The 21,588-nt window shown below is 51.9% G+C and carries 23 protein-coding genes; 7 read left to right on the top strand and 16 right to left on the bottom strand.

Features of this window, described 5'->3' with window-relative positions; all coding sequences use genetic code 11:
- A complete protein-coding gene (ompR, locus tag K6Q96_RS00555) occupies positions 1-717 on the bottom strand; it encodes an osmolarity response regulator transcription factor OmpR (RefSeq protein WP_062666895.1) in 717 nt (238 codons plus the stop codon).
- Positions 718-956: 239 nt separating this feature from the next.
- Here ompR and greB point away from each other — a divergent pair, with 239 nt between their 5' ends.
- Together greB and K6Q96_RS00545 are read left to right on the top strand one after the other, a co-directional pair.
- The gene (gene greB, locus K6Q96_RS00550) at positions 957-1,442 is read left to right on the top strand and encodes a transcription elongation factor GreB (RefSeq protein ID WP_062667113.1); all 486 of its coding nucleotides are present in this window, start codon (positions 957-959) and stop codon (positions 1,440-1,442) included.
- Between the two features lie 38 nt (positions 1,443-1,480).
- Positions 1,481-3,820 carry a Tex family protein gene (locus K6Q96_RS00545; protein WP_251877030.1) on the top strand — a complete coding sequence of 780 codons (2,340 nt, stop codon included), beginning with the start codon at positions 1,481-1,483 and terminating at the stop codon, positions 3,818-3,820.
- A 64-nt stretch (positions 3,821-3,884) separates the two neighbouring features.
- Here the strand turns inward: K6Q96_RS00545 and K6Q96_RS00540 are convergent, their stop codons facing one another.
- The 3 genes from K6Q96_RS00540 to bioH form a co-directional block, all read right to left on the bottom strand.
- On the bottom strand, positions 3,885-4,358 hold the full coding sequence (locus tag K6Q96_RS00540; RefSeq protein ID WP_251877027.1) for an ATP-dependent Lon protease: 474 nt from the start codon (positions 4,356-4,358) through the stop codon (positions 3,885-3,887).
- 97 nt (positions 4,359-4,455) lie between these two features.
- On the bottom strand, positions 4,456-4,788 hold the full coding sequence (locus K6Q96_RS00535; protein WP_251877025.1) for a hypothetical protein: 333 nt from the start codon (positions 4,786-4,788) through the stop codon (positions 4,456-4,458).
- Between the two features lie 98 nt (positions 4,789-4,886).
- Positions 4,887-5,669 (bottom strand): pimeloyl-ACP methyl ester esterase BioH, encoded by a 783-nt coding sequence (bioH, locus tag K6Q96_RS00530; RefSeq protein WP_251877023.1) that lies wholly within the window; start codon positions 5,667-5,669, stop codon positions 4,887-4,889.
- Positions 5,670-5,709: 40 nt separating this feature from the next.
- Between bioH and K6Q96_RS00525 the strand changes: the two genes are divergently transcribed.
- Positions 5,710-6,390 (top strand): ComFC family protein, encoded by a 681-nt coding sequence (locus K6Q96_RS00525; protein ID WP_251877021.1) that lies wholly within the window; start codon positions 5,710-5,712, stop codon positions 6,388-6,390.
- A 102-nt stretch (positions 6,391-6,492) separates the two neighbouring features.
- On the top strand, positions 6,493-7,077 hold the full coding sequence (nfuA, locus tag K6Q96_RS00520; protein WP_002535379.1) for a Fe-S biogenesis protein NfuA: 585 nt from the start codon (positions 6,493-6,495) through the stop codon (positions 7,075-7,077).
- 50 nt (positions 7,078-7,127) lie between these two features.
- On the opposite strand, the gene dinF is transcribed toward nfuA, so the two are convergent.
- The 5 genes from dinF to K6Q96_RS00495 all read right to left on the bottom strand — a co-directional run bounded on the left by dinF (position 7,128) and on the right by K6Q96_RS00495 (position 11,851).
- Positions 7,128-8,465, bottom strand: a complete 1,338-nt coding sequence (gene dinF / locus K6Q96_RS00515) for an MATE family efflux transporter DinF (protein ID WP_251877019.1) — start codon at positions 8,463-8,465, stop codon at positions 7,128-7,130.
- Between the two features lie 159 nt (positions 8,466-8,624).
- Positions 8,625-9,542, bottom strand: a complete 918-nt coding sequence (cyoE, locus tag K6Q96_RS00510) for a heme o synthase (RefSeq protein WP_251877017.1) — start codon at positions 9,540-9,542, stop codon at positions 8,625-8,627.
- Positions 9,535-10,593 (bottom strand): COX15/CtaA family protein, encoded by a 1,059-nt coding sequence (locus tag K6Q96_RS00505; protein WP_251877015.1) that lies wholly within the window; start codon positions 10,591-10,593, stop codon positions 9,535-9,537. The genes cyoE and K6Q96_RS00505 overlap by 8 nt, the downstream gene beginning before the upstream one ends.
- A gap of 11 nt (positions 10,594-10,604) precedes the next feature.
- Positions 10,605-11,132, bottom strand: a complete 528-nt coding sequence (locus tag K6Q96_RS00500) for a redox-active disulfide-containing membrane protein (RefSeq protein ID WP_251877013.1) — start codon at positions 11,130-11,132, stop codon at positions 10,605-10,607.
- A complete protein-coding gene (locus K6Q96_RS00495) occupies positions 11,129-11,851 on the bottom strand; it encodes an SURF1 family protein (protein WP_251877011.1) in 723 nt (240 codons plus the stop codon). Before K6Q96_RS00495 ends, K6Q96_RS00500 begins: the two co-directional genes overlap by 4 nt.
- 31 nt (positions 11,852-11,882) lie before the next feature.
- Between K6Q96_RS00495 and K6Q96_RS00490 the strand changes: the two genes are divergently transcribed.
- Positions 11,883-12,089 (top strand): DUF2909 domain-containing protein, encoded by a 207-nt coding sequence (locus tag K6Q96_RS00490; protein ID WP_002535390.1) that lies wholly within the window; start codon positions 11,883-11,885, stop codon positions 12,087-12,089.
- Between the two features lie 9 nt (positions 12,090-12,098).
- Here K6Q96_RS00490 and K6Q96_RS00485 read toward each other — a convergent pair whose 3' ends face one another.
- From K6Q96_RS00485 to coxB, 4 genes are read right to left on the bottom strand one after another with little or no spacing between them, the layout of a single operon-like run.
- A complete protein-coding gene (locus tag K6Q96_RS00485) occupies positions 12,099-12,986 on the bottom strand; it encodes a cytochrome c oxidase subunit 3 (protein ID WP_251877009.1) in 888 nt (295 codons plus the stop codon).
- A gap of 16 nt (positions 12,987-13,002) precedes the next feature.
- Positions 13,003-13,551, bottom strand: coding sequence for a cytochrome c oxidase assembly protein (locus K6Q96_RS00480; protein ID WP_002535392.1), 549 nt, complete (start codon positions 13,549-13,551; stop codon positions 13,003-13,005).
- A 9-nt stretch (positions 13,552-13,560) separates the two neighbouring features.
- Positions 13,561-15,153 carry a cytochrome c oxidase subunit I gene (ctaD, locus tag K6Q96_RS00475; protein ID WP_251877007.1) on the bottom strand — a complete coding sequence of 531 codons (1,593 nt, stop codon included), beginning with the start codon at positions 15,151-15,153 and terminating at the stop codon, positions 13,561-13,563.
- Positions 15,154-15,165: 12 nt separating this feature from the next.
- Positions 15,166-16,314: a cytochrome c oxidase subunit II gene (coxB, locus tag K6Q96_RS00470; RefSeq protein WP_251877005.1), complete on the bottom strand. Its 1,149-nt coding sequence runs from the start codon at positions 16,312-16,314 to the stop codon at positions 15,166-15,168.
- Between the two features lie 44 nt (positions 16,315-16,358).
- Here coxB and K6Q96_RS00465 point away from each other — a divergent pair, with 44 nt between their 5' ends.
- Entirely contained in the window at positions 16,359-16,724 is a 366-nt protein-coding gene (locus K6Q96_RS00465) for a hypothetical protein (protein ID WP_251877003.1), read from the top strand.
- A gap of 24 nt (positions 16,725-16,748) precedes the next feature.
- Here K6Q96_RS00465 and lexA read toward each other — a convergent pair whose 3' ends face one another.
- Positions 16,749-17,372: a transcriptional repressor LexA gene (gene lexA, locus K6Q96_RS00460; RefSeq protein ID WP_062666864.1), complete on the bottom strand. Its 624-nt coding sequence runs from the start codon at positions 17,370-17,372 to the stop codon at positions 16,749-16,751.
- Between the two features lie 244 nt (positions 17,373-17,616).
- Between lexA and plsB the strand changes: the two genes are divergently transcribed.
- Positions 17,617-20,049: a glycerol-3-phosphate 1-O-acyltransferase PlsB gene (gene plsB / locus K6Q96_RS00455; protein ID WP_251877001.1), complete on the top strand. Its 2,433-nt coding sequence runs from the start codon at positions 17,617-17,619 to the stop codon at positions 20,047-20,049.
- 69 nt (positions 20,050-20,118) lie between these two features.
- Here the strand turns inward: plsB and ubiA are convergent, their stop codons facing one another.
- The gene (ubiA, locus tag K6Q96_RS00450) at positions 20,119-20,979 is read right to left on the bottom strand and encodes a 4-hydroxybenzoate octaprenyltransferase (RefSeq protein ID WP_251876999.1); all 861 of its coding nucleotides are present in this window, start codon (positions 20,977-20,979) and stop codon (positions 20,119-20,121) included.
- On the bottom strand, positions 20,980-21,516 hold the full coding sequence (locus K6Q96_RS00445; RefSeq protein WP_251876997.1) for a chorismate--pyruvate lyase family protein: 537 nt from the start codon (positions 21,514-21,516) through the stop codon (positions 20,980-20,982).
- Between the last annotated feature and the right edge of the window lie 72 nt (positions 21,517-21,588).

Below are 21,588 nucleotides of genomic sequence, written 5' to 3'. Positions count from 1 at the left end.
TTAGGCTTCTCCGTCCGGCACAAACACATAGCCCAGGCCCCAAACAGTCTGAATATAACGGGGCTTGCTTGGATCTTCTTCAATCATGCGGCGAAGACGCGAGATTTGAACGTCAATCGAACGCTCCATCGCCGAATATTCACGGCCACGCGCCATGTTCATCAACTTATCGCGGGACATCGGCTCGCGGGCATTGGTCACCAGCGCCTTCAATACCGCAAACTCGCCAGATGTCAGCGTGAGCGGCTGATCGTTGCGGAACATTTCGCGGGTGCCCAGGTTCAAACGGAACTGGCCAAACTCAACAATTTTTTCTTCACTGGAAGGCGCACCCGGTGCTTCTACCGTCTGACGGCGCAATACCGCACGAATACGTGCCAGCAGTTCGCGTGGGTTAAATGGCTTCGGCAGGTAATCATCTGCCCCCACTTCCAGGCCCACGATGCGGTCAATTTCGTCGCCTTTTGCCGTCAGCATCAGGATCGGCAATTGATTGTTCGCCTGACGCAGTCGACGGCAGATGGAGAGGCCATCTTCACCCGGTAGCATCAGGTCCAACACCATCAGGTGAAAATTCTCACGAGAGAGCAAACGGTCCATTTGCTCGGCGTTCGCCACACTGCGTACCTGAAAACCTTGCTCAGACAAGTAACGCTCAAGCAGCGAGCGAAGACGCATATCATCGTCAACAACCAGGATCTTATGATTATCTTGCATGACTTACCTTTCTCTCCGTGTGGTGGAAATGCCACCAATAATAAATTCGGACTCTGATATAAAACATCAGAGTAACGTCCTGTGGGAAGAAAAACTGTTACCAGTTGTAACCCTGCCCCAGAAAATTGAATGCGAAATTCGTGCCTCAGCTTAACGTTGCCGGGCAGCTTCGCTTTAATCATGGCAGCAAAGCGGTTATAACTCTTGCCGGAAAACGAAACAATCGCTCGGAAAGCAGAATGAAAAAAACCGATTTGGTCACCCGGGAAGGCTACAACAAACTCAAACAAGAGCTTGATTACCTCTGGAAAGAGCGCCGCCCGGAAATCACCAAGATTGTCTCTTGGGCCGCCAGTCTTGGCGACCGCTCAGAGAACGCGGATTACACCTATAACAAGCGCTTGCTGCGTGAGATAGACCGCCGCGTCCGCTACCTCAGAAAACGTCTCGAAATCCTGCGTGTGGTCGATTATAGCCCTCAACAGGACGGTAAGGTGTTTTTCGGTGCCTGGGTCGATATCGAAAACGAAGATGGCGACACTCTCTCCTTCCGCATTGTCGGTCCCGACGAAATTTATGGCCGGAAAGACTACATTTCTATCGACAGCCCTATGGCGCGCGCTTTGATTAAAAAAGAAGTGGATGACGAAGCGGTGGTGACCACACCGGAAGGGCCGAAAGTCTGGTACATCAACAGTATCCGCTACCAGCAAGACGAACACTAAAGTTACGCTGCGGCGTGACAATGAATCTAAGGAACACCATGACAACTTCAATCTACCAACAGATCGCGACAGAACTGAATGTACGCGATGCGCAGGTTATTGCGGCAGTAAACTTACTAGATGATGGCAATACCGTTCCCTTTATTGCCCGTTACCGTAAGGAAGTGACCAACGGCCTCGACGACACCCAGCTGCGTAACCTTGAATCCCGTTTGGGCTACCTGCGCGAGTTGGAAGAGCGCCGCCAGGTGATCCTGAAATCGATTGATGAGCAAGGCAAACTGTCTGATGCACTGAAAAAAGACATTCTGGATGCAGACAGTAAAAACCGTCTGGAAGATTTGTACCTGCCTTACAAACCCAAGCGCCGTACCAAAGGTCAAATTGCGATTGAAGCTGGTATCGAGCCTCTGGCAACCCTGCTGTGGGAACAGCCAGACCACGATCCAGAAACCGAAGCGGCGAAATACCTCAACGCTGACGCAGGCTTTGCTGATACTAAAGCCGTGCTCGACGGTGCCCGTGCGATTTTGATGGAGCAATTTGCCGAAGACGCCGCGCTGCTGGATAAAATCCGTCGTCATCTAAACCAAAGCGCGGAAATTCAAGCGCGCCTGGTGGCAGGCAAGGAGGAAGAAGGCGCGAAGTTTAAAGACTACTTTGCCCATGATGAATTACTCAGCAAAGTGCCTTCGCACCGCGCGCTTGCCATGTTCCGCGGCCGCAATGAAGGGATTTTGCAACTGTCACTGAATGCCGATCCGGGTCAGGACGAAAAATCCACCGGCTCATATTGTGAAACCATCATCAGTGACCATTATGGCGTGACCATTGGCGCTGCAGCCGCTGACCGCTGGCGTAAGCAGGTTGTGAGCTTTGCATGGCGTATCAAGATTTTAATGCACATGGAAACCGAGTTGATGGGTAACCTGCGCGAGATGGCAGAAACCGACGCCATCAAAGTGTTTGCAGACAACCTAAAAGACTTGTTGATGGCCGCACCGGCTGGCCCCCGCGGCACTTTGGGTATCGACCCAGGTCTTCGCACCGGTTGTAAAGTCGCGGTGATCGACAACACCGGTAAGCTTTTGGATACCGCCACCATCTACCCAACGCCACCACAAAACAAAATTGCAGAATCTGCACGCGTGGTGATGGCTCTGGTCAAAAAACATAATGTGGATTTGATTGCGATTGGTAACGGCACAGCTTCCCGTGAAACCGACGCATTTGTCGCAGGCATGCTGAAAGATGCGGGAGAGAAAATCCAGACTGTGATGGTCAGTGAAGCCGGTGCATCGGTTTATTCCGCATCTGAACTTGCCGCGACCGAGTTCCCTGGCCTTGATGTGTCGCTTCGTGGCGCGGTTTCTATTGCCCGCCGCCTGCAAGACCCGCTCGCTGAATTGGTGAAAATCGATCCGAAATCTATTGGTGTGGGCCAATACCAGCATGATGTTAGCCAGAGCCAGCTTGCCAAGCGTCTGGACGCGGTCGTGGAAGACTGTGTAAACGCCGTAGGTGTTGACGTAAACAGTGCCTCGGCAGCGCTACTGACTCGTGTAGCGGGCCTTTCAACCACCATGGCAGCCAACATTGTGGCCTTCCGTGACGAAAATGGCCGCTTTGCCGATCGTAAAACCCTGCTGAAAGTGCCACGTCTTGGCCCGAAAGCCTTTGAACAGTGTGCTGGCTTCCTTCGTGTCATGAAGGGTAAAAACCCGCTGGATAGCTCTGCCGTTCACCCTGAAGCTTATCCGGTGGTCAAACGTATTGCCGAAAAATCAGGTAAAGGCGTTGATGCCATGATTGGCAACCATGACTTCCTGCGTGCGCTGAAAGCAGCAGACTACGCTGACGATACCTTTGGTATCCCGACCGTGACCGACATCCTGGCAGAACTTGCAAAACCTGGCCGCGACCCACGCCCAGAGTTTAAGACCGCCACCTTTGCCGATGGCGTCAATGAAGTGAAAGATCTGATCCCGGGTATGGTGTTGGAAGGCGTGATCACCAATGTGACTAACTTCGGCGCTTTTGTTGATGTCGGCGTACATCAGGACGGTTTGGTGCATATCTCTGCGCTGTCAGACAAATTTATTTCTGACCCACGTGAAGTCGTCAAAGCCGGCGATGTGGTGAAAGTGAAGGTGATGGAAGTGGATCTGCAGCGTAAGCGTATTGGTCTTTCGATGCGCCTCAGTGATGAGCCAGGGGCTGATAACAAACCTGCCCGCGAATCCCGCCCACGCAACCAGGAACGCAGCTTTAGCGGCAATCACCGCAATGACAACAGCCGCCGTGATAATCGTGGCGGTCAGCAATCCGGTTTCGGTGGCGCATTTGCCGATGCCTTTGCCAAAGCGAAGCGTAACTGATAGCTGAGAAACCAAAAACAGCGCCAAAAGGCGCTGTTTTTGTCTCTGCTTGCTTCGCTTATCGTCAAATCACGATCAGCACTTCTGATGGGACATTCGCGGCTGACGATTGCTGATATCGCATGGCAACGACCGCACCAGTACGCTGAGAAGCTTTCAGCTCGTCGATTTTATCCAGTATTTCTTTCGGCAGCTTAATGCGCATAGCGTAGCCGTTTTCGTTCTGCGGCACATACGAACCACCGGATAGCATGTTGGTTAGCTGGCTGAGCGTCTCATGTGCAGCAAAACCACCACCATTGAACTGTCTTGGGTTTTGTTCCAGATCGGCGTAATCGGGGTGTTCAGAAGGGTCCCAAGATGGGTTCTTAAGTTGTTTCTCTTCGGAGAGTACGGGTTTCTCTTCGGCAGTGGCATTCGCCTGACTGGGCGGGACGATTTTTTCGCGCACGCGATTATCCCGCGCAACTTGCTCCGTTGGCGGGTTCACTGACGGTACGACAGCAGGGATGCTGACGTTAGCGGGCGAAATGTTCATGCCAATGTTGTCTCCCAACACCGACCGAAGGCGCGTCGCCTGCGAGCATAGGCGGGGTAATCCCCGCGAATGCGCGAGCTATATCTCTATAGCGAAACTAGACCAATATTGCGATCAATCCGCCAATGGTACCCAGTGCAGAAAGCACCTGACCGGCGGAATACGCAGCATCGTCGTTGCTTTTCACTTCTTCAGGGTGGTCCATGCCAAGTGCCCCGTAGGTGAAAGACTCAACTTTAGACGAAGAAGGCGTGCCTTCGGCTTCCGTTGCTTTGTTAACAGTCTTACCGTCCGACACTTCCTTCGCGACCTGCTCGTAAGACTGCTTGGCACCCTCGGCTGCCTGCGCCTCATTGCCCTTTGCCGCCTGATTTGGCTGCATTGGCTTGGCGTAAGCATGCTGAGAATACCCAACGTTACCTATATTCATTATGGTCTCTCCTGATGCCATAGCAAGTAACTTGATTAAAGTATCGGCGGCTTCAGATTAAAATTTAGCCCCAATTCACTTAATTTCGCTACTTTCCATTAACAGGACGGCAAGCATTGTCCGCAAAACCTTAAAAGTTCTTGCGAAAAATGGTCGGGATCAGAAATGAACGGTGCGTGCGACGCTTTGGCAAAGATTTGCCGCTGCGAACGCGGTGCCAGAACATCCAACTCTTGCGCCACTTTGACAGGCACAAGGCCGTCCAGCCGACCGTACATTCTGAGCCAAGGCATTGAAATATCATGCAATTGAGCCCGCAAATCAGCGTCAGCAAGAATACCAAGGCCAGCGCTAAGCGCCTCTGGCTGAGGAGACGGGTGAGAGAGGACCGCCTGTTTCAACCACTTAATATCTTGCCGTGCTGTCGGGCTCCCCATTGCCTGAAGCGCCATGAAACGTTCAACCGTCGTCTGAAAGTCTTCAGCCAATTGTTTCGTAAACGCCTGCAATACCTCGGGTTTTATCCCTCGCCATCCATGCTCTGCAGCAAATCTTGGAGAGCTGGCAATCGTGACCAAACCTTTCACACGTTCCGGTGCGAGCAGTGCAGCCTGAGTGGCAACCATTCCCCCCAAAGACCAACCGGCCCAAACAGATTCCTGCGGTGAATTATCAAGCAAGCACTGTGCCATTTCCTCTAAGGAAAAAGTATCAGTCGGTTGACTGAAGCCATATCCCGGCAGGTCAACACAATGAACGCGGTAATGCGGGGTGAGAGCAGGCAGGATGTTTTGCCATACGGCGCTATTCATCCCCCAGCCATGAATGAGAATCAGATCGGAACCCTGGCCTTCCGTATGCCAGTACAGAGAAGTCGTCATTTACACTGCCTAAATTCGTTTATCAACAAGCATGTCCTTGATGTTAAGCACTATCTTACGTGCCTTGCCGCTGCGTTGTCAGCTTTGCCACCACAGGTTGGAGCAGCATGACTATCCTTGGTGTCATCCCTGTCACGCAAGCTTGCCCCGTCAGCCACGCTGCCTGCATTGCGGTTTGCCCACGCCTTACGTCATTGAAAGCTGCGGCAGATGTTTGAAAAAGCCGCCGCCGTGGGACAGTTTGGTCTGTGTCGGTGCCTATGCCTTTCCTTATGACAAACTGCTTCACCGCTTCAAGTATCAAGGACATTACTGGCTCGCCCCTGCTCTCGCTAAACTGCTCGCGACAGAGATTGAATCACCTGCGCCTCTCCTTCTTCCCGTGCCCATGCATTGGAAACGCAGGCTTTGGCGCGGATTTAACCATAGCAGTGTGCTGGCCGCAGAGCTCGCGAGACAACTGAAGGTTCAATCTGAGCCCAATGTCTTAAAACGCATTCGTGCCACTCGCCAACAGCAGGGATTAGACCGACAATCCCGTCTTTCAAACTTAAAGCAGGCATTTTCTATCGAAGGAAAACTGCCGCCACACATCGCCTTGGTTGATGATGTTGTCACCACGGGTGCGACTGTCGCCCAGCTTTGCCGCCTGCTCCGGCAGCATGGCGTGGAACGTATCGATGTGTATTGTCTTTGTCGCACACCGCCAGAAACCACTTAAGTGAAAAAGTGGGGGAAAAGTAACCTCGAAGCTTGAGGGGTGATAGCGGACAAAAACAAGCGTACAATGTAAACAAATACTGGATAAATCAGGTAAGAAGCCGTGTCACAAATTATTATTTCAGAAAGTGCACAGAGCCATTTCGGTAAACTGCTTGAGCAGCAGCCGGAAGGGACAAACATCCGCGTATTCGTGGTTAATCCTGGCACGCAAAACGCAGAGTGCGGCGTTTCTTACTGCCCTCAGGATGCAGTGGAAGCGACTGACACCGAACTCAAATTCGAAGGTTTTTCTGCGTACGTAGATGAACTGAGCCTTCCGTTTCTGGAAGATGCTGAGATTGATTTTGTCACTGACAAAATGGGCTCACAGCTGACGCTGAAAGCACCAAACGCAAAAATGCGTAAAGTGTCTGACGACGCGCCACTGATGGAGCGCGTTGAGTACGTGATCCAGACTCAGGTTAATCCACAGCTGGCAGGCCACGGTGGTCACATCAATCTGATTGAAATCACTGAAGACAAAGTGGCAGTGATTCAGTTCGGCGGCGGCTGTAATGGCTGTTCAATGGTTGACGTCACCCTGAAAGACGGCATCGAGAAGCAACTGCTGGAAGAATTCAGCGGCGAGCTTAACGGCGTTCGTGACGTCACCGAGCACGCACACGGTGATCACTCTTACTACTAAGAGCGATTATCGTAAGAAGAAAGGCGCCCGATGGCGCCTTTTTTGTCTCGCTAGTTTGCCCCCAGGAAGGTGTCTCTGCGCCACTGGTGAACGAAAAGTACCCCCAGCGTTAATCCACGCAATGCCATAAAGCCGAGCATCGCCGCCCAAAGCGAATGGTTGCCCCAGCCACTTAATAGCCACCAAATCACAAAAAAACCTGCCATCGCGACAAACATGGTGTTTCGCATTTCGCGTCCGCGCGTCGCACCAATAAAGACACCATCAAGCAGAAAACACCACATGGCCACCAGCGGCATGGCAATGAGCCAAGGCAGATACACAAATGCCTGTTCACGCACAGCAGGAATATCGGAAATCACCCCGACAATCTGCTCGCCGAAGATAAGGAAAGCGGCAGTGATAAGCAGGGAAATCACCAAGCTCCAAAAGGTGGTGGCCGTCAGTGAATCCATCAGCTCGTTTCTGTTCCGGGCACCAATTGCCTTCCCCACCATGGCTTCCATCGCATAGGCAAAACCGTCCATTGCGAAAGAAACCAGCATCAGAAAGTTCATCAACACCGCATTGGCTGCCACCACGTTATCGCCCAGCGTCGCGCCCTGAAAGGTCATAAAGGTGAAGGCCAGCTGCAGGCAAAGACTTCGAAGGAAGATGTCCCGGTTAAGCTTTAAAAGCCGTCCCATACCCGCTGAAGCTTTTTTCCACTGCGCCAATGGAGCAGGCAACATCTCTTGCTTCCAGCGCTGCGCAACGAAGTACAAGCCCAGTGCCATACCGCTGTAATCAGCAATCACACTTGCTGCTGCAGCGCCCTGCACTTTCCAGCCAAAACCCACGACAAACAGTATATCGAGCACGATGTTGATGACGTTGATAACAATCAGCAGCATCATGGGCTTTTTCGCGTTCTGGGCTCCCAATAGCCAACCCATGATCACAAGATTGGTCAGCGCTGCAGGCGCACTCCAGATACGCACAGAGAAATACTGGCCGGCATAGCGCTTCACTTCTGCACTTGCGTCACTGTAGGAAAACACCCAATCCGCAATTAATGGATGCACGGCGATAATCGCGAATGCCAGTAACCAAGCAAGGGAGATACCCTGCAGGAACACATTCGACAGCCCCGCCTTATCGTCAGCGCCATAAGCTTGTGCGGTCAGCCCCGTGGTAGCCATACGAAGAAAACCGAGAAGCCAGAAAGTCACAGCGATCATGGTGCTGCCGACCGCCACGCCACCGAGGTACCAGGCATGGTCGAGGTGGCCAATCACGGCCGCATCCACCAGTCCCAGCAAAGGCACGGTAATGTTGGAAAGCACCATAGGAAACGCGAGCGAGAATACGCGTATGTGGAGGGCTTTTTGTTGCAGCGCTGACAGCATAAATTGGCTCTGTGGTTATCGACAGATAGAGAGTAAGTGGCGGAAGTTTATCAGAATGTGCGGGTCAAAAAGACAATAACGCCGCGACATCCAGCCGCAGCGTTGAGAATTGAAGATGGGAAAGCATCATCCCTGCTCACTGTTTGCTTGGGTGTGCAACTATCCTATCGCACGCCACGCATGATCGGCGAGCAAAGCCACAAACAAACCAAACACATGCCAAATGGAGTATTTAAACGTCTGCCAAGCCAACCCTTTGCGGTCATGGAATTTCAGCTGCCACGCGTACCAGGCAAAGCCGAGGTTGAGCGTCAAGCTACCGAAGAGGTAAATCAGCCCGCTCATTCCCGCCAGCCATGGTAGTAAGCCCACCACCACCAAAAGCAGGGTGTAGAGCAAAATCATGGTCTTGGTGAATTCCACACCGTGAGTCACTGGCAACATGGGCACGCCTGCTTTGGCGTAATCTTTCTCACGATGAATCGCGAGCGCCCAGAAATGCGGTGGGGTCCAAGTGAAAATCAGCATCACCAGCAGCAACGCATGCGGGTCGAGCGTCCCCGTTACCGCCACCCAACCAAGAAGCGGTGGCATCGCGCCTGCCAAGCCACCAATCACGATATTTTGCGGCGTTGCATGCTTCAGCCAAACAGTGTAGACCACCGCATAGCCAATCAAACTGGCAAAGGTGAGCCACGCCACCAGTGCATTCAATACCAAAAGAAGCGCAAAGCCTGCGACCATCAGTAAGCCACCAAAGGCCAGAGCCTGTGACGTACCCACCCGGCCTTTCGCAACGGGGCGGTGAATAGTGCGCTGCATCTGTCTATCAATACGCTGATCAATCACATGATTGAACACCGCAGCTGCAGCCGACTGCATCCCAATTCCCAACAGTCCCAGAATCACGACGTGAGCAGGAGGCAAAGACGGTACCGCCAAGCACATTCCCACCATGGCGGTAAGCAATAGCATGGCTACCACTTTGGGCTTGGTCAGCTCCAGATAATCCCGCCATAGAGCGGTTTCAGTATTCGGGGCGCTGTTTGCCAGCGAAGGCGTGTTGAATTTAGCCATGGCTTAACCTCCCTGAGTCTCCCAAAGACGACTGTGCAGCGGTCATTGAAACAGGTGCAAACACACCTACCACCGTCCTGACAGTCACTAAAAGTAAAAGCAATCCGCAAACATTGTGTGCCACCGCAACAGAAAGTGGCAGCAAGGCGACCACATTGGTGATGCCAAGCGTTATCTGAATACCTAGCGCGCCCAAGAGTAGTAGCGATATACCAGCACCAAGCGGTTTTCTGACCGCAAACGCCAGCAGTAAGATGAGCGCCGTGACTACCATGGCACCAATTCGGTGAGTGGCGTGAATCGTGACGCGCTGATCGAAATTCAGTACACCATATTGATAGGTCTCATTTTTTGGGCTGATGGGGTGGAACGCCGAGGCATCGTATTTTTCTACCCAATCGACTTCACAGACAGGCAACTGAGTACAAACGAGAGCCGCATAGTTGGCTGATGTCCAGCCACCAAGCGCAATTTGCATCACCACTGCCAGCAGCGCAGCGACTGACAATACCCTGAGCTTTCCGCCAACAGAGGCCTTTATGGGACCTACCTCGAGCTGTGTCGGACCTTTAATACGCCGTCTTTCCAGCAGCGCCAACATGAACAGCAAAGTGACGGTAGTGAAACCACCGAGCAAATGCCCCATCACCACGATAGGCATCAGGTTCATGGTCACAGTCCACATGCCTAGAGCCGCCTGAAAGGTCACTACCGCTAGGAGCACACTCGGCAGCATGCGGTTTCGCTCAGGGCGACGCCATGCCAGAAAGGCAATGGCAGCAATCACTAAACCTAGGGTACCTGCCACATAGCGATGAATCATTTCATTCCAGGCTTTCTGAATTTCAAAAGGGGCATGGGGGAAAGCTTCCGTGGCCTGAGCAATTTTCTCTGCCGATTGCGGCACAGTCAGAAAACCATAACAGCCAGGCCAGTCGGGACAACCCAACCCGGCCTCAGTCAGACGAGTGAAAGCGCCAAGCGCAACCACGATCAAAGCTAGAGCCAGTGCGCCGTATACCAGTCCGAGATAACGTTTATCTTTTTCCATCGCGACCTCCCTTACCCGACTTTAGAGAGTTTCATGAGTTTTCGAAGATCGGACAGCAGTCCTTTGCTTTGTGCCACCTGTGCTGATTTTTCAGCTGGCACCGGGTAGGCAAGAATAAGATTGTTCAGGGGGTCAACAAGATAAATCGCGTTTTCAGAGAAGGGTAGCGATGACATGGTTTGTTGTTGCGTTGCATCGATGTTTTGGCGGGTGACATTGGTGCCTTCTTCCACCGCCGAGCTTTCCGGTGTCAGCAGGATGCTGGCAACCCGTTCACGCTCACGTCCAACCGCCACCGGGATTTGGTTAAGTTGAAACAGCGCACTCTCGCACTTCTCATCACAAGCATTTGGGTAGGAGTAGACCAAACGCCATTGCCCGTTGTGTGAAAGCCAATCGGCCTTCACTTCTTCGGCGATAAGCTCGCCATTGTTGGTCACGCCTCTATTATACCAGCCAAAATCCAATACCAATTTGGCAGCCAGAACCGGCAGAACAAAAATCACGGTGACCAGTATCAGCGCTTTTTTCCCATTCATATGCGTCCTTTCCTCCACCAAAGCCCAAATCCAATCACTACTACCAGCGCCAATCCAAACCACTGCATAGCGTAGGCATAGTGCTTTTCCGGCTTCATCACGACAGGCTCCCAGATGGGTTTTGCACCTGTACTGAAGCTCTCTCCGTTGCTGTCGCTTATCACATCACCACGGATAAGCCAGGGTTTGAGGGAAAGCCCGGAAGCTTGTTCCAGACCTTGAATTTCCACCGATTGTACCCGCTTGGGCCAGCCGTTTTCTGTTTCCACTTGTGCCAGTACGACCCTGTCTGACGGAAAATCGATAGTGCCGCTCACTGAAAACTGCCCTTCTAGCGCTGGCAGTGTCGGTAATGTATCTCTTGTTGCAGGAGCCGCCACCCAACCCAGTTCGACTAATACCCAATGATTGTCACTTCTGAGCGGCTGAAACCAGCGGTATCCCACCCGGCCTTCAAAAGTTTGGTTATCGAGCAGCACGCTCTTTGATGCGTCAAACTGGCCGATTAACTTAACGCGGGTTCCCTTGAGGTCCGGCGGCAAGGAAGTCAATGTCGTGAATTCCTGCTGGGAGCGCTCTGCAAGTTGCGACAAAAGGACTTCTTTTTCTGCCCCGCGGGACATTTGCCACATCCCTAGCTTGACCAAGAGCGCTGTCATCGCCAGAGTAAATACAAGAAAACCAATCCGTCTTATTTGCCGTATGTTGGAAGAAGACATCCGGTCACCTTTTTGACTCTCAGGAGGCAATATGCTGCTCAAAGGGATCCTCGTCTGCCTGCTGGTCTTTATCGTCTTTAACTTATTCCGAGCGTTGCCGATTATGCTTAAGGGTCAATCCGACGTTCCCATGTCCCGCTTTTTGGGACGTCGCGTTTTGTTCTCTGTACTTGTGTTTGTCATCTTGCTGGTAGCTTTGGCGACCGGAGTGATTGAACCCAACAGTCGCCCTTATTAATTTGCATCGCTACAAGATGTAGACGAATACGAACAGACACAGCCACACCACATCCACAAAGTGCCAATACCAAGCACCAGCCTGGAAAGCAAAATGATGCTCTGGGGTCATGTGTCCTTTCAGTACCCGCAGCCAAATAATGAACAGAATGATCGAACCAAGGAAAACATGCATACCGTGGAAACCGGTAAGCAGGAAGAAGGTGTTCCCGTAAATCCCCGAATCCAGCCTGAGGTTCAGCTCTTGATATGCATGCACATATTCTTCCACCTGCAGCCCGAGGAATATCCACCCCAGCAGCACGGTGACACCAAGAAACAGTTTAACGCGTTGGCGGTTGCCCTCTTCCATCGCCACATGTGCAAAGTGCAGCGTGACAGACGAAGCAAGCAGAATGATGGTGTTGATGAGCGGCAGACCCCAAGCCCCCATAGCCGTGGTTTCCGTGCCACCTGGCGTTTTCACCAAAGGCCAACCCGGAATAAAGTCAGGCCAGAGCACTGCTGCGGTCATGGCATTGTTGCTTGCCCCTCCCAGCCAAGGAACAGCAATGATTCGGGCGTAAAACAATGCACCAAAGAAAGCGGCAAAGAACATCACTTCCGAGAAGATGAACCAACTCATGCCCTGACGGAAGGATCTGTCCATTTGCGCCGAATACAATCCACCCATCGATTCATGAATCACATCGCGGAACCAGCCAAACAGCATGAACATCAAAATGCCGGTGCCAATAAGCAGCATCCATGGACCATTGCCACCGAACAATCCGGCGACTGTCGAACCTGCGCCCATCGCAATAAAGAACAAGGCAATAGCACCGACAATCGGCCACTTGCTCTGCGCGGGCACATAGTAGTTTTCGTACTGGGCATCTGTATTGGTGTCTGTCGTCATGATGACCTCACTGCATTTACTGAGTCACAGGCTCAGTCTTTGCGCTAAACAGGGTATATGCCAGCGTCAGGGTGCTGATGTCTTCCGGCAGTTCCGGGTCGACATAAAACACCAGTGGAAGTTCTGCGTCTTTTCCTGCTTCAAGGGGCTGGCGGTTAAAGCAGAAACATTCAATTTTGTTCAGGTATTGCGCGGCAAGACCCGGGGTAACCGAAGGCACTGCCTGTCCGACCGAGTTCACCAAGGTATTGTTAGTGGCACGGTAAGCGATGGTGCGCGTCTCCCCCGGATGCACAGTGAGCTTTTTCACCTCAGGCACAAAATCCCAGCCAAGACCAGGATTAATGTAGGCGACAAACTCAACGGTGACAGTGCGGGAAAAATCGACCTGATTGCTTTCCGTCGCCGCGACATCACTGGTTTTACCGTTAATGCCTGTGATGTCGCAGAACACGTCATAAAGTGGCACCAGCGCGAAGGCAAAGCCAAACATCAGCACAGCCAAGCCCGCCAGCTTTGCTGCTGAGCGTCCTGTTTTTTGTGTCTGCTGTTCTTGCTCTGCCATACGCTTTCCTCAATCGATTTTCGGTGGCGTTGAGAAGGTGTGATAAGGCGCAGGTGAAGGGACTGACCACTCCAACCCTTCGGCACCATCCCAAGGCTTGGCAGGCGCAGGCTCACCGCCACGTATACATTTCACCACCAGCACAAGGAAGATGAGCTGGGAGAAACCGAACAGGAATGCCCCCACACTCACTATCGCGTTGATATCAGCAAACTGGAGCGCGTAATCCGGAATACGACGCGGCATCCCAGCAAGCCCAAGGAAGTGCATAGGGAAGAACAGGATGTTCACAGAAATCAGTGAGCACCAGAAGTGCCAGTTAGCGAGCGTCTGGTTGTACATGTGCCCAGTCCATTTCGGCAACCAGTAGTAAGCTGCTGCCATGATGGAGAAGATGGCCCCAGACACCAGCACATAGTGGAAGTGTGCCACCACGAAGTAGGTATCGTGATACTGGAAGTCCACTGGCGTTATTGCCAGCATCAAGCCGGAGAAGCCCCCTATCGTAAACAGCACGATAAATGCGAGCGCGAACAACATGGGCGTTTCGAAGGTCATGGACCCTCGCCACATGGTGGCTACCCAGTTAAACACTTTTACGCCGGTGGGCACCGATATCAGCATGGTGCAATACATGAAGAAGAGTTCGGCAAACACCGGCATACCGGTGGTGAACATGTGGTGCGCCCAAACGACAAAGCTCAAGCCTGCAATGGATGCGGTCGCGTAAACCATAGATGCATATCCAAACAGAGGTTTACGCGCAAACGCTGGCACAATCGCTGAGATGATCCCGAAGCTCGGCAGGATCATGATGTACACCTCTGGGTGTCCGAAGAACCAGAAGATGTGCTGGAACATGACCGGATCGCCACCGCCGGCGGCATCAAAGAACGACGTGCCGAAGTACTTATCGGTCAACACCATGGTCACCGCACCGGCAAGCACCGGCATAACGGCAATCAGCAGGAAGGCGGTGATAAACCAAGTCCAGACGAACAGCGGCATCTTCATGTAGGTCATGCCCGGTGCACGCAGGTTCATGATGGTCACTATCACGTTGATCGCACCCATGATGGAGCTGATACCCATAATATGAACAGCAAACACGAACAGTGCAGTGCTGTCTGGCGAATAGGTAGTCGAGAGCGGAGCGTAGAAGGTCCAGCCAAAGTTTGGACCACCCCCTTCCATAAACAGCGACATGATGAGCATCAGAAACGCGAAGGGCAGGATCCAGAAACTCCAGTTGTTCATGCGCGGCAGCGCCATATCCGGCGCACCAATCATCATGGGTACCATCCAGTTTGCCAACCCAGTAAAGGCTGGCATCACTGCGCCAAACACCATGATAAGACCATGAACTGTGGTCATCTGGTTAAAGAAATTAGGCTCGACCAATTGCAAGCCCGGCTGGAATAACTCCGCCCGGATAACCAATGCCATCGCCCCGCCCAGCAAGAACATGCTGAAGCTGAAAATCAGGTACATGGAGCCGATGTCTTTATGGTTGGTCGTTAACAGCCAACGCATCAACCCTCGGGGTTTATGATCATGGTCGTGTTCATCGTGACCGACCTGATCAGGCGTCATATCCGTCATTGCGATTTCTCCTTAAAGATCGTCACCGTTGAGCACAGCATTGATTTGAGATGCCTGAATGGCATCACCCGTGTTGTTGCCCCATGCGTTTCGCTCGTAGGTGATCACTGCAGCCAGCTCTTTCAGACCAAGCTGTGCGCCAAACGCCTGCATGGCAGTACCCGGCTTTCCGTGAATAACAATATTGAGGTGATCGAGTACCTTGTTTGGATCGGCAGAGATACCTTGCTGGGCAAGCGCTGGGAACACGCCTGGAAGACCCAAACCATTGACTTGGTGACAAGCCGCACAGCGAGAGTTATAGACTTCCTCTCCTAGCTCCATCAGCTCTTCCATATCCATGTTCATCGCCAGTAGTTTCTGCTCCTCCTCCTTCACCTTGGCTTGCGCGGCTGCAGTTTCCGTGACCCAAGCGTCGAACTCGTCGACAGGCTTGGCAATCACCACAATCGGCATAAAGCCATGGTCTTTACCACAAAGTTCAGCACACTGACCGCGGTATATCCCCGGCTTATCGATGCGCGTCCATGCTTCGTTGATAAAGCCAGGATTGGCATCTTTCTTCACGGCAAAATCAGGCACCCACCAAGAGTGAATGACATCTTCCGATGTGATGAGGAAGCGAACCTTCTTACCAATTGGCACCACCAGAGGGCGGTCAACTTCCAACAGGTAGGTTTCACGCTTAGTCGCTTCACCGTCGATTTGCGCGGCAGAAGTCGCCAGCAATGAAAAGAACTCGACATCGTGGTCGAAATAGCGGTAATGCCATTTCCACTGGGATCCAGTCACCTGAATCGTCAGTTCTGAATCAGAAGGATCTTCCATGGCCATCAGCACGTTGGTTGCAGGAACGGCCATCCCAATGAGGATGAGGAAGGGGATCAACGTCCAGAGAATTTCCACTTTGGTGCTTTCGTGAAAATTCGCGGCCACCGCGCCTTTTGATTTTCGGTGGTGGATAATGGCCCAGAACATGGCACCGAAAACCACGACACCGATAGCGACACAGATCCAGAGAATCGTCATGTGAAGGCCATACACCTTCTCACTGATCTCGGTGACACCGGGGGTCAGGTTAAACGAGGATGCTTCGTTTGCGGCTTGAGCTGCAAACGAAGAGAAAATTGCGAGCGCGTATAGAAGTTGGCGAGTCTTCACCGGTTCCCTCCTCAAAGTCACTTCGCAGTGCAAAATGTAAATGGATGCAAAAAAATGAAAGTTCGATTAACACTCTGTTTACAATTAAAGCTAGGCAAGGAACGTGGAAAGAACAAAATTTGAGCAGCAGAATGCGCCGAAATATGATGCCAGCCACGAATTTACGAGATGAAGACAACTGTTTCACCTTCAACGATTTTGTGCCGCTTTTCTTAAAATCCCTGAGAAAATCAAGGCGGAAAAATCTTTGTTTTAAGAAGAGTTACTGGCAGGGCTTAGCGAAAGTGACCACTCACAACAGAGAATCGCGAGTGTGCAAAAATGCAGGGCTTAAGCGGCTTGTAGTAAGAAAGATCCGCAAAAAGAAAGGCAGCTACGGTCTTTTGGACCGAAGCTGCCTGTTTCTTTAACTCTTGTAACGCGAAGCGGGACGATTACATCCAGTCTGTGTTGCGAATCACACCAACCGCGATACCCTCAATGGTGAGATGCTGCTGAGAAAGGTCAACCACAATTGGAGCAAACTCTTCATTCTCAGCATGAAGCAGCACCTGATTACCTTTGCGCTCAAGACGCTTTACCGTCACATCATCTTCAACACGCGCGACAACAACCTGGCCGTTTCGCACGTCTTGCGTTTTATGTACTGCAAGCAGATCGCCATCCATAATACCGATGTCTTTCATACTCATGCCGCTGACACGCAACAGGAAATCGGCATTTGGTTTGAACAGGTTTGGGTCGACCTGATAATGCATTTCTACATGCTCTTGCGCCAGAATAGGCTCACCGGCAGCGACACGACCAATCAAAGGCAGGCCTTCGTCATCGTTTGCCGCTTCGGTTTCCACCAGCAAGCGAATGCCACGTGATGCACCAGGCACGATTTCAAGCACGCCTTTTCGTGCCAGTGCTTTAAGATGTTCTTCAGCAGCATTGGCAGAGCGGAACCCCAGTTCTCTTGCGATCTCGGCACGCGTCGGTGGCATACCAGTGTCATCGATCTTTGCTTTGATCAAATCAAAGACTTGCTGTTGTCTTGCGGTTAACGGCTTCATATCATGACCTGTCTTTTTATACAGTTAACTGTGAGTATATCCAGTGTTTAACCGCTTGAAAAGGCGGATTTTGCGCCAATCTCTAATAATGGGTCTGTTCAGCTCACATTTTTTCTGACTGCCCAAGTCACCAGACCTCGGCTCATGCATGACATAAGCCCCCGGATTGGTGTCATTTCCCTGCAAGTTCGGAGACGTTTTCTGCTAGACTTGCCACGCACTAAACATAAGAGGCTGCGATCAGATGTCTGCTTGCCAATCAATCTATCAGAAGTTATTGAATTTACCGCTGTCGGTACTGGTGAAAACCATCAGTATTCCGTCAGATCCCATAAATCAACTGGGTCTGGATGTGTCCCGACCTCTGGTTTATGTATTGCCATTTCGCTCTCATACGGATCTGCTAACCCTTCGCAGTAGTTGTCTCCAGCTGGGACTACCTGACCCACTTGAACCACTTGAACTAGGTGGAAAAAGCCTGCCACGATATGTGTTTATCTCTCAGGGCAAGCGCATGTTCAAAGACAGCGACCCTATCCCGGCTGACTCCATCGCACTGTTCACCGAGTGGCTCGAACTTCACAAGCGTGACACTGAACTCGACATCCAGATGGTGCCTGCATCCGTGGTTTGGAACCGCGACCCGGGCAATGAATCCCGCCCAGCAGCACCTGCTCTTCAAGCGATGAACGGCCTGCAAAAGTGCTACACCATTTTGACATTGGGTCGCGACAGCATGGTTCGCCTGAGCAACGCGGTTTCCCTGCGTTATATGGCAGACAAGCACGGCACGGACACTACAATCGCGAACAAACTGGCGCGTGTGGCGAAAATCCATTTCTCACGCCAGAAAATGGCGGCATCTGGCCCTGGCCTGCCGGATCGTCAATTGCTGTTCAAACGCCTGCTAGCCTCCAAAGCCATTGATAAAGCGGTACAGGATGAAGCGGCAAGCCGTGATGTACCGGTAGAGAAAGTACGCAAAGAAGCCATCGACATGATGGAAGAAATCGCCGCGGACTTCTCGCCAAGCCTTATCCGCTATGGTGATCGCATCCTGACCTGGCTTTGGAACAAGCTGTATCAAGGCCTTAATATTAATAACTCCGAGCGTGTGCGTAAGCTGGCGCAGGATGGTCATGAAATTGTGTACGTGCCTTGTCACCGCTCACACATGGACTATCTGCTGCTTTCGTACGTGCTGTACAAAGAAGGTCTGGTACCTCCGCACATCGCGGCGGGCGTGAACCTGAACTTCTTCCCAGCGGGCCCTATTTTCCGTCGCGGCGGCGCCTTCTTCCTGCGTCGTACTTTTAAAGGCAACCGCCTCTATTCCACCGTATTTCGGGAATACTTGGCTGAGCTTTTTGCCAAAGGTTACTCCGTGGAGTACTTCTCAGAAGGTGGCCGTTCACGTACAGGTCGTCTGCTTCCAGCAAAAACAGGCATGCTGGCAATGACCATTCAAGCTATGCTTCGCGGCCTCAAGCGCCCAGTAACCCTAGTGCCGGTATACATCGGTTACGAACACGTAATGGAAGTGAGTACTTACGCTAAAGAGCTGCAAGGCAAGCGCAAAGAGAAAGAGAGCTTCGGCCAGGTGCTGGGCATTCTTCGCAAACTGCGTAACTACGGTAAGGGCTATGTGAACTTCGGCGAGCCTATTCCGGTGAATCACTTCTTGAACGAGAAGGCACCGGATTGGCAAAAAGACATCGACCCGATTGAACCTCAGCGTCCAGATTGGTTGCTTCCAGCAGTGAACGAATTGGCAGAGCGCATGATGACCAAAATCAATGATGCTGCCGCTGCCAACGCCCTGACTCTGTGTGCGACCGCCCTGCTCGCTTCCCGTCAGAGCGCGCTCAGCCGTGAAGCCCTGGAAGAACAAATCACCATTTATCTTGAGTTGTTGCGTCAGGTACCGTATTCAGCGACCAGTACAGTGCCAGCAGATTCAGCGCAGGAACTGGTTGAGCATGCGTTGAGCCTAAACAAGTTTGTGGTTGAGAAAGACTCGCTGGGTGAAGTAATTTCGCTGGACCGTCAACAGGCCATCCTGATGACCTTCTACCGTAATAACATCATTCATTTGTTTGCGGTGCCATCTCTGATCGCGCAAATGCTGGTTTTCAAGACCCGTGTTTCACGTGAAAACCTGATGGACTCGATTCGTCAGCTTTATCCGCTGCTGAAAGCTGAGCTCTTCATGAGCTTCGATGATGCGTCTTTACAAAGCTACGTCGATGCGACCTTGATTGAGCTTGAGCGTCAATCGCTGATCACCGTGGATGGTGAAACTATCAGTCGTAACAACGGCAAGCTGACCCAACTTCAGTTGCTGGGCCGCACTATTGCAGAAACTCTGCAGCGCTACGCAATCACTCTGACGCTGTTCAGTCATGAGCCGGATACCTCGAAGTCCGATCTGGAGCAACAAAGCCAGATGATGGCGCAACGTCTGAGCCGCCTGCATGGTATCAACGCTCCGGAGTTCTTCGACAAAGGCGTGTTTGCCACTTTGCTGAACTCGCTGCGTGAACACGGCTATCTGAATGACGACGACCACGCCCGAGCTGATCGCATTGAAGCGCTTCGCGAATGTGTGTTCGGTTTGATTTCACCGGAAGTGCAGCTGACCATTCAGGCTATCCTGAACCAGCCATCCGACGATTGATAACCTCAATTCGCCGAAACAAAAAACTCGCCTATAGGGCGAGTTTTTTTATTGTTGTTAAGTTGCGTATTACTTCATCAACACAGCAAGCGCCAAACCAAAAAATACCAGCATTCCGACATAGTTGTTGTTCAAGAAGGCTTTGAAACAAAGCTCTCGTTCACGGCCACGGGCCAGCCATTGCTGATAAACAAACAACGCCGACGCAGCCAGTAGGAACCAATAATAAACCTGTGAAAGGCCGCTGAGGTAGCCCACCAGCACCAATAAAAGAACCGTAATCAGTTGTAGGATACCGATAGCAATCTTGTCGAAACGACCAAAAAGAATGGCGGAGGATTTGATGCCGACTTTCAGATCATCATCTCGGTCAACCATGGCATACAGGGTGTCATAAGCCACGGTCCACAATACATTGGCCAGAAACAGCATCCATGCCACTGGCGGCAATTCGCCAGACTGCGCCGCATAGGCCATCGGGATCGCCCAGCTGAATGCCATGCCAAGCACCAACTGCGGCATATGGGTGAAGCGTTTCATAAAGGGATAGACAGACGCCAACAGTGCGGCAACCACAGATAGCTTGATGGTTAAAGGGTCAAGCGTCAGTACCAGCAGGAATGCGCCCAAAATCAGCAGACCAAACAGGGCTAATGCCTCTTTAGCGGTCACCAACCCTGATGGTAATGGACGGGCTTTGGTACGTTTCACATGACCATCAAAATTGCGATCAGCGAAGTCGTTAATTACACATCCCGCTGCGCGCATCATAATAACGCCAAGTACGAAGACCACCAGTACGTGCAGGTTCGGCATCCCATCAGCTGCCAGAAACAATGCCCAAAGCGTTGGCCAAAGCAGCAACAAGCTGCCAATTGGCCTGTCCATCCGCGTTAATTGCCAATATGCTCTCGCCTTGGCTACATCCATTTAGCCTTCCTCCTGATACACCGGTGCATCCGGTAAAAATAGCTCGGAAACCAGCATCGGTTTTTCGTTGACCCACAAACGCGAACGACGCGCCAGCAGGAACTGTCCTTCGACCACCACAGTCGCAACTTCAATCGCATCACGACGGGCATTGGCCTGATTAAACACGCGCTGCCCCAAAGGCACCGCGCCAAGATCGGCAATGTCTTGCTCTTTTTCTGTCAGGGTCGATTTAGGCACCAAAGTGCGTGCACACAACCATGCATCCCCATCACCAGACAGGACAACTTCACGTACCAAACAAGACTCTTCACCCAACAGGCTGAGCTCGTTCTCAGTCAGGGCAGATTGTTCTATTTCATGTAAGCCCAACACTTCAACGGCCAGCGTACGGCAGTGCGCTTTCAGCCTTTCTGTCATCGAGTGGCGTTCCAGTAACCACGCCCCTTCGCGGGTAGTTTCAAGAGTTTGCCAGTCTGGCTCCTCCCACTTTGCATTCATGAGAGCTTGTAAGTGTAATTCCTTGAATTCTGACATGTTATCCTGAGCCAAAGAGCAAAAAAACCACAAAACTTTCGCCGAATCGGCCAATAGTGTTTAGTATTAATA

Source organism: Grimontia kaedaensis (genome assembly GCF_023746615.1).
GTDB lineage: Bacteria > Pseudomonadota > Gammaproteobacteria > Enterobacterales > Vibrionaceae > Enterovibrio > Enterovibrio kaedaensis.
The sequence above is the reverse complement of the archived record's forward strand: the minus strand, read 5'-3'. Positions and strand labels throughout refer to the sequence as shown.

Coding starts and splice junctions, on each gene's coding strand:
- K6Q96_RS00445 (WP_251876997.1), bottom strand. CDS start 21,516: ATGTCAGAATTCAAGGAATTACACTTACAAGCTCTCATGAATGCAAAG.
- greB (WP_062667113.1), top strand. CDS start 957: ATGAAAAAAACCGATTTGGTCACCCGGGAAGGCTACAACAAACTCAAA.
- K6Q96_RS00485 (WP_251877009.1), bottom strand. CDS start 12,986: ATGACGACAGACACCAATACAGATGCCCAGTACGAAAACTACTATGTG.
- ubiA (WP_251876999.1), bottom strand. CDS start 20,979: ATGGATGTAGCCAAGGCGAGAGCATATTGGCAATTAACGCGGATGGAC.
- K6Q96_RS00545 (WP_251877030.1), top strand. CDS start 1,481: ATGACAACTTCAATCTACCAACAGATCGCGACAGAACTGAATGTACGC.
- plsB (WP_251877001.1), top strand. CDS start 17,617: ATGTCTGCTTGCCAATCAATCTATCAGAAGTTATTGAATTTACCGCTG.
- K6Q96_RS00505 (WP_251877015.1), bottom strand. CDS start 10,593: ATGGAAAAAGATAAACGTTATCTCGGACTGGTATACGGCGCACTGGCT.
- cyoE (WP_251877017.1), bottom strand. CDS start 9,542: ATGGCTAAATTCAACACGCCTTCGCTGGCAAACAGCGCCCCGAATACT.
- bioH (WP_251877023.1), bottom strand. CDS start 5,669: ATGACGACTTCTCTGTACTGGCATACGGAAGGCCAGGGTTCCGATCTG.
- K6Q96_RS00500 (WP_251877013.1), bottom strand. CDS start 11,132: ATGAATGGGAAAAAAGCGCTGATACTGGTCACCGTGATTTTTGTTCTG.
- K6Q96_RS00525 (WP_251877021.1), top strand. CDS start 5,710: ATGTTAAGCACTATCTTACGTGCCTTGCCGCTGCGTTGTCAGCTTTGC.
- ompR (WP_062666895.1), bottom strand. CDS start 717: ATGCAAGATAATCATAAGATCCTGGTTGTTGACGATGATATGCGTCTT.
- K6Q96_RS00495 (WP_251877011.1), bottom strand. CDS start 11,851: ATGTCTTCTTCCAACATACGGCAAATAAGACGGATTGGTTTTCTTGTA.
- K6Q96_RS00535 (WP_251877025.1), bottom strand. CDS start 4,788: ATGAATATAGGTAACGTTGGGTATTCTCAGCATGCTTACGCCAAGCCA.
- K6Q96_RS00490 (WP_002535390.1), top strand. CDS start 11,883: ATGCTGCTCAAAGGGATCCTCGTCTGCCTGCTGGTCTTTATCGTCTTT.
- ctaD (WP_251877007.1), bottom strand. CDS start 15,153: ATGACGGATATGACGCCTGATCAGGTCGGTCACGATGAACACGACCAT.
- K6Q96_RS00465 (WP_251877003.1), top strand. CDS start 16,359: ATGCAAAAAAATGAAAGTTCGATTAACACTCTGTTTACAATTAAAGCT.
- K6Q96_RS00480 (WP_002535392.1), bottom strand. CDS start 13,551: ATGGCAGAGCAAGAACAGCAGACACAAAAAACAGGACGCTCAGCAGCA.
- dinF (WP_251877019.1), bottom strand. CDS start 8,465: ATGCTGTCAGCGCTGCAACAAAAAGCCCTCCACATACGCGTATTCTCG.
- K6Q96_RS00540 (WP_251877027.1), bottom strand. CDS start 4,358: ATGAACATTTCGCCCGCTAACGTCAGCATCCCTGCTGTCGTACCGTCA.
- lexA (WP_062666864.1), bottom strand. CDS start 17,372: ATGAAGCCGTTAACCGCAAGACAACAGCAAGTCTTTGATTTGATCAAA.